Origin of the sequence: Cryobacterium sp. Y57 (assembly GCF_002929505.1) — a bacterium.
Lineage (GTDB): Bacteria > Actinomycetota > Actinomycetes > Actinomycetales > Microbacteriaceae > Cryobacterium.
The window spans coordinates 94400-108550 of the sequence record NZ_PJJL01000069.1 but is presented as its reverse complement, the minus strand read 5'-3'; the positions used below and the strand labels follow the sequence as shown (position 1 = coordinate 108550).

Below are 14151 nucleotides of genomic sequence, written 5' to 3'. Positions count from 1 at the left end.
TTCAGCCTACCGTTTGGCAGAGCGCCGAGACGGGAGCCGTACCCGGCCGGCGAGCATGCCGAGTGCCGCAGCGACGCCGATTTCGGCGGCGGCGAGCGCGCCGACCAGGAGCGGGTTCGGCCCGACCTGAGCCAGTCGACCCGGGCCCATCGCTCCGGCCGACCACCAGGCGAGCAGGCCGAGGAGTGCGCCGGCGACGACGCCCATGCCGAGGCCGGTGAAAACGTGCGCGAGCGTGGTTCTCTCAGGGACCCCAGCGCGGTCCAAAAACTGCCGGGTCACGACTGCGAAAACGAAACCGATCAGAACGGGCGCAAGCAATCCGAGGAAGCCGTAAGTCGGGGTGCCCTGCGGCAGGGCGCCAAACAGAGGCAGGCCGGGAAGGGTTCCCACGACCGTGCCGATCGGCGAGACGGTGGTACCGATGCCGAGCGCGATGCCGGGCCCGACAAACCACGCGGCAGCCCAGATAACGAGGTTGGGAATGAGTGCGAGCTGCGCCAGGGTGATGGTAGCGCCACCGAAGACACCGGCCTGCACCGCCTCATAGAGCCCGATAATGGTCGCGTAATTGACCGCGATGAGCACGGCAACAGCCACGGCCGACACGATCAGCACGCCCGCGGCGGCGGCTGTTCCACCGCGCAGTGCACCCTCGATGACGGTGCGACCGGTGTGCGGTATCCGTTGGTAGGCCGCGCGGATACCGCGGTTCACCCGATNGCGACCGGTGTGCGGTATCCGTTGGTAGGCCGCGCGGATACCGCGGTTCACCCGATCCAGGCCCACCACCGCCCCCCCGGTCTTGCGCCGCCCCAGTTCCGCCCCCACCAGAACCCCGGCAGCATAGATGAGCGTCGGCAGCACGAGCCCCTGCAGTTGGTTGGGCGCAACCGTTTCCGACACCGCGGACAGGGTCACCAGCGCGGCGAGAACGGCATACGTGCCCACGGCGACGCCGACGCCGGTGACGAGGTGCGGGGTCTCGGCGGCGCGACGGCCAGTGTGCACGCCCATCAGCACCGAGAGCATGGCGAAGCCGAGCGGCACCACCGAGATGAGAAAGGGGGTGTCTGCGCCGGTCAGGGCGAGCGCGGCGGCGACGTCAGGGCCAAGCTGCACCGTGAGGTCGACGCCGTTGCCGAGCAACCAGATATCAGCAGCAGCGCGCCAGAAGACGAACCATTCCACAGAGAGGCCAAAGTGGGCGGCCCAGAGCACGGTGAGCGGCACCATCGCGATGCCGATGCCGATGGCGACGACAAGTAGAGCCTCAAGAGCGGCGAGCAGGGCGGTCGTTATGCGATTCATCCGTTGCGAGCCTATATCGCTGGGCCGGCAATGCTCACCAGCACGCGCCCACCCATGCAGAAAGGGCCCGCCGAAATTTCGGCGAGCCCTTTCCGACAGCGAATTACAGTGCGGCGAGTGCCTCACGCAGCAGGTTCGCAGCCTCGCTCGGCGTCTTGCCGACCTTGACTCCGGCGGCTTCGAGGGCTTCCTTCTTGCCCTGGGCGGTTCCGGCTCCGTCGGAGACGATGGCGCCGGCGTGGCCCATGGTCTTACCCTCGGGGGCGGTGAAACCGGCCACGTAGCCGATGACCGGCTTTGTGACGTGCGCCTTGATGTACTCGGCGGCCTTCTCTTCAGCGTCGCCGCCGATTTCGCCGATCATGACGATGGCCTTGGTCTCCGGGTCGTTCTCGAAGGCCTCGAGGGCATCGATGTGCGTGGTGCCGATGATGGGGTCGCCACCGATACCGATCGCGGTGGAGAAGCCGAGGTCCCGCAGTTCATACATCATCTGGTAGGTGAGGGTACCCGACTTGGAGACGAGTCCGACCGGGCCCTTGACCGTGATGTTCGCCGGGGTGATGCCGACGAGTGCTTCACCGGGCGTGATGATGCCGGGGCAATTCGGGCCGATGATGCGGGTCTTGTTGCCCTTTTTGATGGCGTAGGCCCAGAACTCGGCCGAGTCCTGCACGGGAACACCCTCGGTGATGATGACGAGAAGCGGAATCTCGGCATCGATCGCTTCAATGACGGCGTCCTTGGTGAACACCGGCGGCACGAAGATGATCGACACGTCGGCGCCGGTCTTGGCGACGGCCTCGGCGACCGTACCGAAAACGGGCAGTTCGACGGTGCCGTGCACGACAGTGGTGCCGGCCTTGCGGGCGTTGACGCCACCGACGACCTGGGTACCGGCCTTGAGCATGAGGGCGGTGTGCTTGGTGCCCTCACCTCCGGTGATGCCCTGAACGATGACCTTGGAGTCCTTGTTGAGGAAGATTGACATGCGTGGTTGTCCCTTACTTCGCTGCGTGGGCGAGTTCGGCGGCCTTGGCGGCGCCCTCGTCCATGGTGGCGGCCAGTGTTACGAGCGGGTGGTTCGCCTCGGCGAGGATGCGACGACCCTCCTCGACGTTGTTGCCGTCGAGGCGAACGACGAGCGGCTTGTTGGCGCTCGAACCAAGTTCGGCGAGCGCACCCACGATGCCCTTGGCGACGGCGTCACACGCGGTGATGCCACCGAAGACGTTGACGAACACGCTCTTAACCTGCGGGTCGCCCAGAATGACGTCGAGGCCGGCGGCCATTACCTCAGCGGATGCTCCGCCCCCGATGTCGAGAAAGTTGGCCGGCTTGACGCTGCCGAAGTTCTCGCCGGCGTAGGCGACGACGTCGAGGGTACTCATGACGAGCCCCGCGCCGTTGCCGATGATGCCGACTTCACCGTCAAGCTTGACGTAGTTGAGGCCGGCAGCCTTGGCCTTGGCTTCGAGCGGATCGGCCGCAGCAGCGTCCTCGAGCAGAGCGTGCTTGGGGTGACGGAAGTCGGCGTTCTCATCGAGGGTGACCTTACCGTCGAGCGCGATGATGTCGCCCTCTTCGGTGAGCACCAGCGGGTTGACCTCGACCAGGGTCGCGTCTTCACCCGTGAATACGTTGTAGAGCTTGACGAAGACCGGGGCGACCTTGTCAACGAGCTCGGCCGGGAACTTGGCGTCGATAGCGATCTGCTTCGCCACGGCGAGGTCGATGCCGACCGAGGGATCGATGGCCGTGTAGGCGAGCGCTTCGGGCTTCTCGACGGCGAGAACTTCGATCTCCACGCCGCCCTCGTAGCTGGCGAGCGACAGGTAGGACCGGTTGGAGCGGTCCAGCAGAACCGAGAAGTAGAACTCCGACTTGATGCGGGCTCCACCGGCCACCATGACGCGGTGCACGGTGTGGCCCTTGATGTCGAGGCCCAGGATGCTCTGCCCAGCGGCCTCGGCGTCATCCGGAGTCTTGGCTACCTTGACGCCGCCGGCCTTGCCGCGGCCGCCGACCTTGACCTGCGCCTTGACCACGACAACGCCACCGAGCTTCTCGGCCGCTGCGCGCACTTCGGCGGGGGTGTCCGCGATGATGCCCGGCAGAACCGGCACACCATATTCCTCAAAAAGGTCTCTCGCTTGGTACTCGTAAAGATCCACGCTGCTCTTCCAATCCGCGTCTTGGCGATCACACCGCCGGTGAAGATATATGAGGTTGTTGGTAACAGCAGTCCTCGCCGTAAATTAGCTCGACATCAAGACATACCGGCCCGTGAAAACTCTAGCGCGTGATTCGAGCGCCAAGGCGCACTCGCGGAACTGCCGAAACACCGCCGTGCTGCCACAAAACACGACCGCGAAGGCTAGCCACACCTTGCTGGACGACGCCCCCGCTCGGTGCTTATCTTGTACTATGCCTGATCTTGCTCAAGCGGTCGAACCGCACGCCGCCGGCCTCGCTTCCCGGCTGAACTGGCTGCGCGCCGGTGTTCTGGGCGCGAACGATGGCATTGTCTCTGTCGCCGCCCTCGTCGTCGGTGTTGCCGCCGCCACCACCGACTCCCACGTCATCCTCATCGCCGGGGTTGCGAGCCTGCTCGCCGGCGCCATTTCGATGGCCTTGGGCGAGTACGTGTCGGTGAGCAGCCAACGCGACTCCGAACGCGCCCTCATCGCCAAGGAAACCTGGGAACTCGAGAACGAGCCCGAGGAGGAGCTCGCCGAATTGGCTGGCTTCTACGAAGCCAAGGGACTCTCATCCGAGACCGCCCGGCAGGTCGCGGTCGAGCTCACCCAGCATGACGCCCTCGCAGCCCACCTCGAGGTTGAGTTGCACATCACCGAACAAGACGTGTCGAACCCCTGGCATGCGGCCTACGCATCCGCCATCGCCTTCACCGTCGGCGCTGCGCTCCCCCTGCTCGCCGTGCTGCTGCCGCCGGCTGAATACCGTATCGGTGCCACGTTCGTCGCGGTCCTGATCGCCCTGGTCATCACCGGCTGGCTCAGCGCCCACCTCGGTAACAGCCCCAAACCGCGGGCCATCGCCCGCATCGTCATCGGCGGAATCCTCGCCCTCGCCGTGACTTATGTGATCGGCGCCCTCATCGGCGGCAGCGTCTGATCGAGCTGAGCTCACAGCCAACTCCGGGTTCCGGACCGACCGGGTGGATAGGCTGAAAATATGGCAACACTGCGCATCGGAGCTGGCCCCACATCGCGATCATCGATCAGTACGGCGGGCGTTTTTGACGCGGCCCTCGTGCTGGCTTTCGCGGCGATCGGCCGATTGAGTCACGGCGAGAGTCTGGCCGGACTCGGCGTGACCTATTGGCCGTTCCTCGGCGCCCTGATTATCGGCTGGCTCCTGCTGCGCGCTTGGCGACACCCGCGCCGTATCGTCTGGATCGGCGTCGGCATTTGGATTGCCACCGTAGCGGGTGGCCTGCTGCTGCGCCTCGCCAGCGGCCAGGGCGTTCAACTCAGTTTCGCGATCGTCACGACTATCGTGCTCGGCGTGTTCCTGCTCGGCTGGCGGGCCATCGCCGCGCTCCTGCTCCGCCGAGGCCGCCAGCGGATGCCCGCCGCGGCCTGAGTTCAGGATCAGCCCCTCCCGCACGCGAGCGCGGTCGATTCACAGCAACAGAACCGTCGCGTCACCAGACGACCAGACGCCACGGACCAACTGTCCACCACGCTGTCCACCACGAAGAATCGCCTATGCGGTCCGCCTCAGTCCCGGAGTTACGAGCAACTGACCGTCGCGCAGCACCGCGAGTGCGTCGACGGCGAAGCGCTCGGTCATCTCATTCAGCGTCGACTCTCCGCCGGCCACGATCGCCGTCGCGAGCACGTCAGCAGTGACGATATCGGCCGCGAACACACTCACCTGTCGAAACGGCGACGGTTCACCGTTCAGGGCCGTCCAAATGTGTTCGCCGCGTTCCGCGCTGCCCGACGTGGCCACGGCCCGAAGCAGATACCCCAGCGGCACGTTCGCAATCACCTCACTCCGATTGCCCGGATCGACGATTGCCACGACCCATTCGGGGTGCCCGGCATTCCCACCGACCAGGACATCACCGCCAGCGTTGATCGACCAATTGGCCGGGCTGCTCACCGTCAGGACGGCTCCGGCTTCGGCGATGGCGAGCGCTTTGACCACGCCCGAGAGGTCGATGACGCCATCGGCACGATGTGGCGTGAACACGCCCTGGGTGCGTTCACGCCAGTCCAACGCGAGGGCGTAGCAGGTACGCAGACTCTTGCTCGCCTCGGTCAAACGGATGTCCCCGCGCGCGATCCGACTCAGTTCCGAGTCCTCCCGGTACAGGCTGAACCGCTCGTCCCAGCGACGAAAGACCGTCTCGACCGCTTCAACGGCAGCGCAATCAACAGCTGCGGCGAAATCACCCAGGCGCAGGCTCACGACCGTCCCCATCGTTGCAAAGGTGCGCGCCGGCATCCCCTCGTAGTCCCCGACCACAGTCGCCGCCCTAGAATCCGGCCGTATCGAGCGCCGATTGCAGCGACCGCAGGTAGCCCTCGCTCGTGTACGTGGCACCGCTGACGTTCTGCACCTTCGCTGACTGCGCGGTGAGCACCTCGGAGCGCAGAATCGGCGCGGCCTGATTACTGATGCCGACCGACCGACCGCCACGGTTGGTCAGCTGCAGCGGGAGGACTTCGGTGATCGCGCCGTTGGCGATGGTCACCGACACCTGCATGTTGCCGTATTGGGTCTGCACCACCGCGCCGGTGAAGGTGCCTGACTGCGCTGCCGCCTGGGCCGCTGTTGCGGCAGCGGCCGTCGCGGCGGCTTGGGCGGCAGCAGCAGCATTGGCCGCCGCGGCATCCGCTGCAGCTTGGGCGGACGCGGCGGTGTTCGCGGTGTCGGCCTGAGCTTTGGCGGCGGCGGCGACATCGGCGGCGCCCTTGGCGGCGGCGGCGGCGCGCGCCGCGGCATCCGTTGTGGCGGTCACGGTTGCGGCCATGGCGGTGCCGCCGCTGGACGCGGTCAGGCTCTGCGAGGCCTCAATCGCCGAGGAACCCAACTGCCACCCGATACCGACGATCGAAACAGAGGCCAGGGTGGCCAGAGCTACCGCGCGTGCTCTCACCAGTCAAACCTTTCGTAGTGGATCTGCTTTTTGGGCACCCCCGCGGAGCGGGCGTCGCGCACGACGGCGTCGGTCCAGGGTCGGGGACCGCAGATATAGATGTCTGAGCTTTCCAGCTCGGGCACGATCGTGCTCAGGGAGATCCCGGCACTGACGGCATCTGCTGGAAGCCAGGTACTGACTCCCTTGGGACGTTTGCCGGCGATGATGCGCAGCTCGGCGCCGCGCCGCCGGCACAGGTCGGTGAGTTCATCGACCAGGTAGGTATCGCCGAGGCTGTGCGAGCGGAGCAGCACGGTGGCGTTGCCGGGCGCGAACGACACCGTTTCCAGCAGCGACCGAATGGGGGCGACGCCGATGCCTGCGGCGATCAGCACGACCCGGAGCAAAGTTCGAGCGTTCTCGGTGAACAGGCCATATGGACCTTCGAAGCTGACCCGAGTGCCGCGTTTCACGTGGGGAAGCTGCTTCGAAGCATCGCCCAGGCCGCGAACCGTGATGCGCAGTCCGCGCGCACTCGGCGCTGACGACAGCGAGAACGGATGCGCCTGCCACCAGAGCCCATCGGCCCAGAACCGCCAGACGAAGAACTGTCCGGAGGTCGCCCTGAGCCTGTCCAGCTTGCGGCCGGTCAGTGTGATCGAGGCGACGCCCGGAGCGACCGCGTCCACCCGGTCTACGACCAGGCGGTGGCGCAACGACCGGATGACCGGCAGCAAAAATCGGAACACGATGATGGAGCCGGCCACCGCCGCGTACAGGGCGAGCCAGTAATACCGTGCGATGGCACCGTCCCTGAGCAGACCACCGACGCTCAACTGGTGCGGGATAGCCACGAGCACCGAGAAATAGGCGAGCAGATGCACAGCGTGCCAGGCCTCGTAGCGAAACTTGCGGCGCACCACCACGAGCGAGGTGATGACGACACCGATCATGAGCGCGAGGCCGAGAAAAGCGAGCGGCATGTCGGGCAGGGTCGTGAACATGTTCCAGGTTTCGACGACCACGTTGACGTTTTCGGCGAGCGAGTAGCCGGTGATGAGCAGCGCAGCGTGACCGAGGATGAGGTAGAGGGCCGGCTTGCCGAGCGACTGATGCACGGCCATCGCCTGGTCATGCCCGAAGGCGCGGTCGATCGGGGGCAGCCGAGCGGCCAGCACGAGCATGATGAGCAGCAGGTCGGTTCCGACCAGGCCCGCGATGATTCCCAGGGACGTAAACGCGTCGGCGGGCGTGCCGAACTTGGCTGCTCCCCCGTCGGCGAGAAAGATGGCGATGACGATGGCGACCGAGGCAATACAGAGAATCTGCAGGCTGTCAGCGAGGCGCATCCGCTTCTGGTACGCGGGGTGCGGCGAGGTCACCCGTGGGGTGTTTGCAGGCGCGGTGCCGACTCGAGTTTTGCGCGTGTCAAGGCTCATGAATAGAGCATCGGGCGGGCGCCCCTCGAACAGCTATCGAGAGCCTGTGAACAGTCTGTGTGTTACCAATGCGTCGAGCACTGCCGCAACAAGCACGCTAGATCTTTTCGATCGGGGCGATCTTGATCAACAGCTTTTTGGCACCCGCTGTGTCGAATTGCACGTGCGCGATGCGCTTGGTGCCCTCACCGGTGACCTGGTTGACCCGGCCTTCGCCGAAGTCGTGGTGACGGATGCGGTCGCCCGCTTCCAGCTCGAGGCCGCCGTTGTCGCGCACCGTTCCGGTGATCTTGTTGGCCCACTCGGTCTTGGGCTTGCCCGGCGGCAGCCCACCCTGCTTCGCGCTGTTGCCGTAACCGCTGCGCCCGCCGTAGCCGTCGCTCGAACTGCCGTTCAACGAATTACCAAAACCGCCGAAGCCACCGTCGCGGCGCGCGTTGAGAGCACGCGGCTGGGTCCCCCCGCGAGAGTTGGCCATGCCCGGCGATTGCTTCCAGTCGATCAGCTCGGCCGGAATCTCCTGCAGGTACCGGCTCGGCATGGCCACGTTGATGTCACCGAACTGTGCCCGGGTCATAGCGAGCGAGAGGTAAAGCCGTTTGCGCGCCCGGGTGATGCCGACGTAGAACAGGCGACGTTCCTCGGCCGGACCGCCGGGCTCGTTCGCCGACATCTGGTGCGGCAGCAGCCCTTCCTCGACCCCGGTGAGGAACACGGCCTCATATTCGAGGCCCTTCGCGGTGTGCAGGGTCATCAGCGACACCGTTCCCGAGGCGTCGTCGAGGTCGTCGGCGGCCGCCACGAGTGACACCTGCGTGAGAAAGTCGACCAGGCCGCCGTCGGGGTTTTCCTTGTTGAAGTCCTTGGTCTGGGCCACGAGCTCTTCGATGTTCTCGGCCCGAACCTCGTCTTGCGGGTCGCGGCTGTTTCGCAGTACGGCGAGCAGCCCGCTGCCGCTCAGCAGAAACTCCAACACGTCGGACACGTTGGAGCCGCCGACCGGCACACCGTCATCGGTGACCGAGGTCGGCACGAGCATGAGCGCTGCGGCATCGAGCAGTTCGGCCAGTTTCAGGATGGCCCCGGTCACCTTGGGGCCGAGGCCGAGCGCGGCGGAGTTGCGCATGGCCTGCCGAAACGTGAGGTCGTTGTCGTCGGCGAAGCTCGACAGCCCGGTCTCGGTGGCCGGGCCGATGCCGCGCTTGGGGGTGTTCAGGATGCGGCGGAGGGCGAGTTCGTCGACCGGGTTGGCGACGGCGATGAGGTAGGCCAGGGCATCCTTGATCTCGGCTCGCTCGTAGAACTTGGTGCCGCCGACCACCCGGTACGGTGTGGCCGAGCGCACCAAAATCTCTTCGAGCGCTCGGGTCTGCGCGTTGGTGCGATAAAACACCGCCATGTCGCGGTAGGCCATGCCGGCGCCGTGCAGCACCTGGATCTCGTCGGAGACGAACTGGGCTTCGTCGTGCCCGGAATAAGCGGTAAAACCGACGATCTTCTCGCCGTCGCCGCCCGCGCTCCACAGCTTCTTGTCGGTGCGGTCGAAGTTGTGGCCGATCACCGCATTCGCTGCGGAGAGAATATTCTGTGTGGACCGGTAGTTCTGCTCGAGCAGAATCACCTTCGCGCCCGGGTAGTCCCGTTCGAAACCACTGATGTTGCGGGTGTCTGCGCCGCGGAAGGCGTAGATCGACTGGTCGGAGTCGCCGACCACGGTCAGCGACGCTCCGGGGATGGCGCCGGTGGCGTCACGCAGGTTGCGCACGTGTACGCCATCGTCTTCCATCTCCTGGGCGAGCTCGGCGGTGACCGGCCGGGTGAGCTCGTGCACGAGGGCGTACTGGGCGTGGTTGGTGTCCTGGTATTCGTCGACCAACAGGTGCCGGAACCTACGCCGATAGAGGGCGGCCACCTTGGGGAATGCGCGGAACAGGTACACAGTCTCGCCGATGAGATCGTCGAAGTCGAGCGCACTCGCGGCGCGCAGCCGGGCCGAATACTGTCGAAAAATCTCGACGAACATGACTTCCTGCGGGTCGCTCATGTTCGCATTGCGGGCGTAGGAATCCGCGTCGGCGAGCTCATTCTTGAGCTTGGAGATCTTGGCGCCGGCCGAGCCGGGCGTGAACCCGTAGGTGTCGGCGTCGAGAGCCTTGATGATGCGCTTGAGGGTGACCTTGGTGTCGGCCGAGTCGTAAATGCTGAACGTGCGGGCAAGGCCGATCTTCTCGGCTTCGCGGCGCAGGATGCGCACGCAGGAGGAGTGGAAGGTGCTGATCCACATTCCGTCGGAGGCCTGACCGAGGATGGCGTGCACGCGTTCGCGCATTTCGGCGGCGGCCTTGTTGGTGAAGGTGATCGCCAGAATCTGGCTCGGCCAGGCATCGCGGGTTTCGAGCAGGCTTGCGACTCGACGGGTGAGCACACTGGTCTTGCCCGAACCGGCGCCGGCGATGATGAGCAGCGCCTGGCCGCGGTATTCGACCGCCTCTTTCTGCTGCGGATTAAGCCCATCGAGCAATGGGCTCTGTGCGCTTTGCCCCGTGCCCGCGTACCCGTTGGAATCGAGAATGATCGGCGTGGCCGAGCGGCCGGTGGTAGCGGGCGCGGATTCCGCGTTCAGAGGTGTGGTCATGTCGGTTTCCAGTGTAGGCGAGGCCCCTGACATGAGGCCGGGTCAGCGCAACCCGTCGCGCACGTGCACGGCCAGATCGGGGTGGTCAGCGAACACACCGTCGACGCCCGAATCGAGGATGACGCGAAACTCCGCCTGCCAATAGCCGAAGTCCGCCCGGCGAATACCGCGCTGGAACGTTTTCGCCAGAAACTTATTCTCTGGCCGCAGAGTCCAGCAGTAAATCTCCAGCCCTGCTTTGTGGGCATCATCGACCAGAGCGGATGCCCCGACAACATCACCCCCTTCATCCGTTTCGAGAATGAGCGATTTCACAACGCTGATGCCGTCGATACTTTCAGGCCCGGCGGCGAGGTTCGCAAGCCCATCTGGCGTGAGGTGGTCGGCGTAGCTGAGCGCGCCGGCGCCGTACTCGGCGACCTGGTCAGCCGGGTGCCCCCGGTCTTCGAGCAGGAAGATGCGTGTGCCGCGCACCCCTTCGGCCCGCACCTGGGCGAGCACGCTCGGTTCGAAGCTTTCCACGGTGAGCCGGTCGGTATTCCAGCCGGCCGCGGAGACCTCGGCGGCGAACAGTTCGGAAAGGGGCAGGTCGAGCCCCGCAAAATAGTTGGCGTGCTTGATTTCAGCGACGATGCCGAGCACCCGGTCGGTCCGCTCGGCCGCGGCATCGACGAGGTCGAACAGGTCGCGCAGTCGCAGAATCGGCTGCTGACCGTCGAAGGTAGCGTTGTTCTGCCGCAACCTCGGCAGCCTTTCGCGTGCACGCAGGGTGCTCAGTTCGGCCCAGGTGAAGTCCTCGGTGAACCAGCCGGTGACCAGCTTGCCGTCGACGCGCTTCTCGGTGCGGCGAGCGGCGAATTCGGTGCGGGTGGCGACATCCGTTGTGCCGGAGATCTCGTTTTCGTGGCGGATCACGAGCACGCCGTCGCGAGTTGCCACCAGGTCGGGTTCGACGGCGTCGGCGCCGAGCGCGAAGGCAAGATCGAAGGCGGCACGGGTGTGTTCTGGCCGGTGGCCGCTCGCCCCGCGGTGTCCAATGACGATCGCTTGCATGGTTTCAGGCTAACCGCGCCGCCGGAACGGATGCTGAGGGGAAGATCCGCTGCGAGCGGAACGCATTCGCGTGCCGCCCGGAATACTGCAAATCGGCTGATCCCCAGCACATTCGAATGCGCTCTCGGGTACCTTTAATGAAGTGCCGCACTAGGCGCTGCGTGTTGGTCCGCCCGCGCGCACCCGTTACTCCCCCACCTGATTGTGAGTACAGCAACACATGGCATCCTCCAACCCCGCTTTCTCCCGCAACGAGGCGTTCGGCCCTCGCGGCGCAGTGGCGTCGTCGCAGGCCCTCTCGGACAACGATCTGCAGTCGATGTACAACCGGCCGTCTGCTGGTTCGCAAGACACCGAGCGCATGACCTATGAAGACACCATCACCAAGACCGGTCTCGGTTTTGCGCTGCTGCTCGTGGCGGCAATGATCTCCTGGGTCGCCACGCCGGTGCTTCCCTTCCTCTTCATTCTGGGAGCCATCGCCGGCTTCGTACTCGGCCTGGTCAACACCTTCAAGAAAGAGCCGTCGGCTCCGCTGATCCTGGCCTTCGCCGCGGCGCAGGGCCTGTTCGTCGGTGGCATCTCGCGCGTCTTTGAGATCCAGTGGCCCGGCGTTGTGCTACAGGCTGTGCTGGCCACCCTCGTGGTGGTCGGTGTGACACTGGCCCTCTTCAAGAGCGGCAAAATCCGGGCCTCGAAGAAGGCCACCAAGGTCTTCCTGATCGCCATGATCGGCTATGCCGCCTTCTCGCTGATCAACGTCGGCCTGATGATCTTCGGTGGCAGCGACCAGGCCTTCGGCCTCCGCAGTCAGAGCATCAACATTCTGGGCTTCGACATCAAGCTCGGCATCATTATCGGAATTCTCGCCGTGCTCATGGCCGCGTACTCTCTCGTACTCGACTTTGATTTCATCCAGAAGGGCGTCAATAACCGCCTTCCGCGCAAGTACGGCTGGACCGGCGCCTTCGGCATCATGATGACCGTCGTCTGGCTCTACGTCGAGCTGCTGCGCATTTTCGCCCTCAGTCGCGAGTAGCAGTACCCCTCGATAAAGCGTCCTCGTTCCCCGGAGCGAGGGCGCTTTTTTCGTTCCCGCGGCACACCAAAATGTGGTTGGCTGAAGCAATGAGTTTTACTGACCTGCATGCGCTGCTCCCGCTCGAAGCAAACGGCATGAACGCCGTGTTCGGCTATATCGGCAGCGCCATCGTGCTCCTCGGCCTCGCCTGGGTGGTCATCATCGCTATCCGGCGCTACCTCAAGGCCCCCAAGGACTGATCTGCCGGCGAGGACTGATCTGCCGACGAGGAGAGCGCCGTCGGCCAGCAGCGACGCCGTCATCGCGTTCGCCTGTCCTAAACTCGGAGTCATGTCGCTCGGTCTCCCCTTTCGAGCGCTGTGGACATCGAGCGTCTCCTCTAATCTCGCTGACGGGGTTGCGTTCATCTCGATGCCGCTCCTGGCCGCATCACTCACCGATGATCCGCGACTGGTCGCAGGGCTGGCGACGACCTACGCCTTGGTTCGACTTCTGGTAGCGCTGCCCATCGGGGTCTGGGTCGACCGGGTCGATCGGCGCACGCTGCTGATCGGCGCCAACCTCATCAGGGGACTCGTCGTGATCGCTTTGGCCGTCTGTGTGCACCTGGAGCTTGGAAACTTGCCGCTGCTCTATGCCGTGTTTGCGGTGGTCGGAACGCTGGAGAGCGCGGCGGATAACGCATCCGTTTCTCTGCTGCCCGGGGTTGTGCCGGTCGAGCAGCTGGATCGTGCGAATGGCCGTATCTCGGCGGCACAGCTGGTTGCCGATGAGTTCGCGGGCCCCCCGCTCGGCGGACTGTTGTTCGCCGTCGCGGCCGCGGCTCCCCTATACCTTATGGGCGGGCTGTGGGCTGCGGCCGGGCTTCTCGCACTGGCGCTGCCGGTGCACGGGCTCGAGGTGCACGGGCTCGAGGTGCGCAGTGGAAGCTCGCTGATACGACGCCAGCCCGCCGTCCACGAGGCCATGCAGGGTGCCCGGTGGCTGGCCGGCAACCGCACGGTTGGCGGGCTCGCACTAATCGGTGCCCTCGCGAGCGTGGGCTATATGCTCCCCTTCTCGATCCTCGTTCTGTTCGCTGCGGAGCGGCTTCACCTCGATGGCTTGGGCTACGGGGTGATCCTCGCCGTTTCCGCACTCGGTGGGCTCGTCGCATCGTTCGCCACACCACGCGCGATAGGCCGCATCGGCTACCGCGGCACGATCATCGCAAGCCTCGTCACGGGTGCCGTGTCACTGTTCGCGCTCTCCATCAGCACGAGTGGTGCCATCGCCGCCGCGATTCTGGCGGTCTATATCCTCCACGCTGTGGCATGGGGAATCTGCGCAACCTCGCTCCGACAACGGCTCGTCCCCGACGATCTACGCGGCCGAGTCAACGCAGCGTCCCGCGTGCTCAGCCTTCTCGGGCTGGCGCTCGGTTCCGCGCTCGGCGGCCTGCTGGCCGTGGTGAGTCTGCCGCTTTCGATCGCCGTCGGTGGCGGAGTCTTCGTATGCTGCGCGGTACTGGCGGCCATCGTCATTCCTCACGACGGAAAGCACAACTAGCCCTGCC

Annotated in this window: 13 protein-coding genes; 5 read left to right on the top strand and 8 right to left on the bottom strand. The window is 65.3% G+C overall.

The window, feature by feature from the left end:
* Nucleotides 1-6: 6 nt before the first annotated feature.
* From CXY72_RS12020 to sucC, 3 genes are all read right to left on the bottom strand, one after another.
* Nucleotides 7-1311 carry a DUF6350 family protein gene (locus CXY72_RS12020; protein WP_104127914.1) on the bottom strand — a complete coding sequence of 435 codons (1305 nt, stop codon included), beginning with the start codon at nt 1309-1311 and terminating at the stop codon, nt 7-9.
* Nucleotides 1312-1414: 103 nt separating this feature from the next.
* Nucleotides 1415-2302, bottom strand: a complete 888-nt coding sequence (sucD, locus tag CXY72_RS12015; protein ID WP_104127913.1) for a succinate--CoA ligase subunit alpha — start codon at nt 2300-2302, stop codon at nt 1415-1417.
* Between the two features lie 13 nt (nt 2303-2315).
* Complete coding sequence (gene sucC, locus CXY72_RS12010) at nt 2316-3485, bottom strand: ADP-forming succinate--CoA ligase subunit beta (RefSeq protein ID WP_104127912.1); 1170 nt, start codon at nt 3483-3485, stop codon at nt 2316-2318.
* A gap of 253 nt (nt 3486-3738) precedes the next feature.
* On the opposite strand from sucC, the gene CXY72_RS12005 reads away from it, so the two are divergent.
* Together CXY72_RS12005 and CXY72_RS12000 are read left to right on the top strand one after the other, a co-directional pair.
* Nucleotides 3739-4449, top strand: a complete 711-nt coding sequence (locus CXY72_RS12005; RefSeq protein WP_104127911.1) for a VIT family protein — start codon at nt 3739-3741, stop codon at nt 4447-4449.
* A gap of 60 nt (nt 4450-4509) precedes the next feature.
* Nucleotides 4510-4920 carry a DUF3054 domain-containing protein gene (locus CXY72_RS12000; RefSeq protein ID WP_104127910.1) on the top strand — a complete coding sequence of 137 codons (411 nt, stop codon included), beginning with the start codon at nt 4510-4512 and terminating at the stop codon, nt 4918-4920.
* A gap of 123 nt (nt 4921-5043) precedes the next feature.
* On the opposite strand, the gene CXY72_RS11995 is transcribed toward CXY72_RS12000, so the two are convergent.
* From CXY72_RS11995 to CXY72_RS11975, 5 genes are all read right to left on the bottom strand, one after another.
* Nucleotides 5044-5811, bottom strand: a complete 768-nt coding sequence (locus CXY72_RS11995) for an FAD:protein FMN transferase (RefSeq protein ID WP_370446258.1) — start codon at nt 5809-5811, stop codon at nt 5044-5046.
* Between the two features lie 10 nt (nt 5812-5821).
* Nucleotides 5822-6445 (bottom strand): FMN-binding protein, encoded by a 624-nt coding sequence (locus CXY72_RS11990; protein WP_233197794.1) that lies wholly within the window; start codon nt 6443-6445, stop codon nt 5822-5824.
* On the bottom strand, nt 6442-7866 hold the full coding sequence (locus tag CXY72_RS11985; protein ID WP_233197793.1) for a ferric reductase-like transmembrane domain-containing protein: 1425 nt from the start codon (nt 7864-7866) through the stop codon (nt 6442-6444). The genes CXY72_RS11990 and CXY72_RS11985 overlap by 4 nt, the downstream gene beginning before the upstream one ends.
* A 97-nt stretch (nt 7867-7963) precedes the next feature.
* Nucleotides 7964-10501 carry an ATP-dependent helicase gene (locus tag CXY72_RS11980; protein WP_104127908.1) on the bottom strand — a complete coding sequence of 846 codons (2538 nt, stop codon included), beginning with the start codon at nt 10499-10501 and terminating at the stop codon, nt 7964-7966.
* Between the two features lie 42 nt (nt 10502-10543).
* Nucleotides 10544-11554 carry a glycerophosphodiester phosphodiesterase family protein gene (locus tag CXY72_RS11975; protein WP_104127907.1) on the bottom strand — a complete coding sequence of 337 codons (1011 nt, stop codon included), beginning with the start codon at nt 11552-11554 and terminating at the stop codon, nt 10544-10546.
* 220 nt (nt 11555-11774) lie between these two features.
* On the opposite strand from CXY72_RS11975, the gene CXY72_RS11970 reads away from it, so the two are divergent.
* The 3 genes from CXY72_RS11970 (at nt 11775) to CXY72_RS11965 (ending at nt 14144) form a co-directional block, all read left to right on the top strand.
* A complete protein-coding gene (locus tag CXY72_RS11970; RefSeq protein ID WP_104127906.1) occupies nt 11775-12593 on the top strand; it encodes a Bax inhibitor-1/YccA family protein in 819 nt (272 codons plus the stop codon).
* 89 nt (nt 12594-12682) lie between these two features.
* Entirely contained in the window at nt 12683-12835 is a 153-nt protein-coding gene (locus tag CXY72_RS19565) for a hypothetical protein (RefSeq protein ID WP_158252553.1), read from the top strand.
* A 91-nt stretch (nt 12836-12926) separates the two neighbouring features.
* Complete coding sequence (locus CXY72_RS11965) at nt 12927-14144, top strand: MFS transporter (RefSeq protein ID WP_104127905.1); 1218 nt, start codon at nt 12927-12929, stop codon at nt 14142-14144.
* Nucleotides 14145-14151: the final 7 nt, after the last annotated feature.

Coding starts and splice junctions, on each gene's coding strand:
- CXY72_RS19565 (WP_158252553.1), top strand. CDS start 12,683: ATGAGTTTTACTGACCTGCATGCGCTGCTCCCGCTCGAAGCAAACGGC.
- CXY72_RS12005 (WP_104127911.1), top strand. CDS start 3,739: ATGCCTGATCTTGCTCAAGCGGTCGAACCGCACGCCGCCGGCCTCGCT.
- CXY72_RS11965 (WP_104127905.1), top strand. CDS start 12,927: ATGTCGCTCGGTCTCCCCTTTCGAGCGCTGTGGACATCGAGCGTCTCC.
- CXY72_RS11980 (WP_104127908.1), bottom strand. CDS start 10,501: ATGACCACACCTCTGAACGCGGAATCCGCGCCCGCTACCACCGGCCGC.
- CXY72_RS11985 (WP_233197793.1), bottom strand. CDS start 7,866: ATGAGCCTTGACACGCGCAAAACTCGAGTCGGCACCGCGCCTGCAAAC.
- CXY72_RS11970 (WP_104127906.1), top strand. CDS start 11,775: ATGGCATCCTCCAACCCCGCTTTCTCCCGCAACGAGGCGTTCGGCCCT.
- CXY72_RS11975 (WP_104127907.1), bottom strand. CDS start 11,554: ATGCAAGCGATCGTCATTGGACACCGCGGGGCGAGCGGCCACCGGCCA.
- sucD (WP_104127913.1), bottom strand. CDS start 2,302: ATGTCAATCTTCCTCAACAAGGACTCCAAGGTCATCGTTCAGGGCATC.
- CXY72_RS12000 (WP_104127910.1), top strand. CDS start 4,510: ATGGCAACACTGCGCATCGGAGCTGGCCCCACATCGCGATCATCGATC.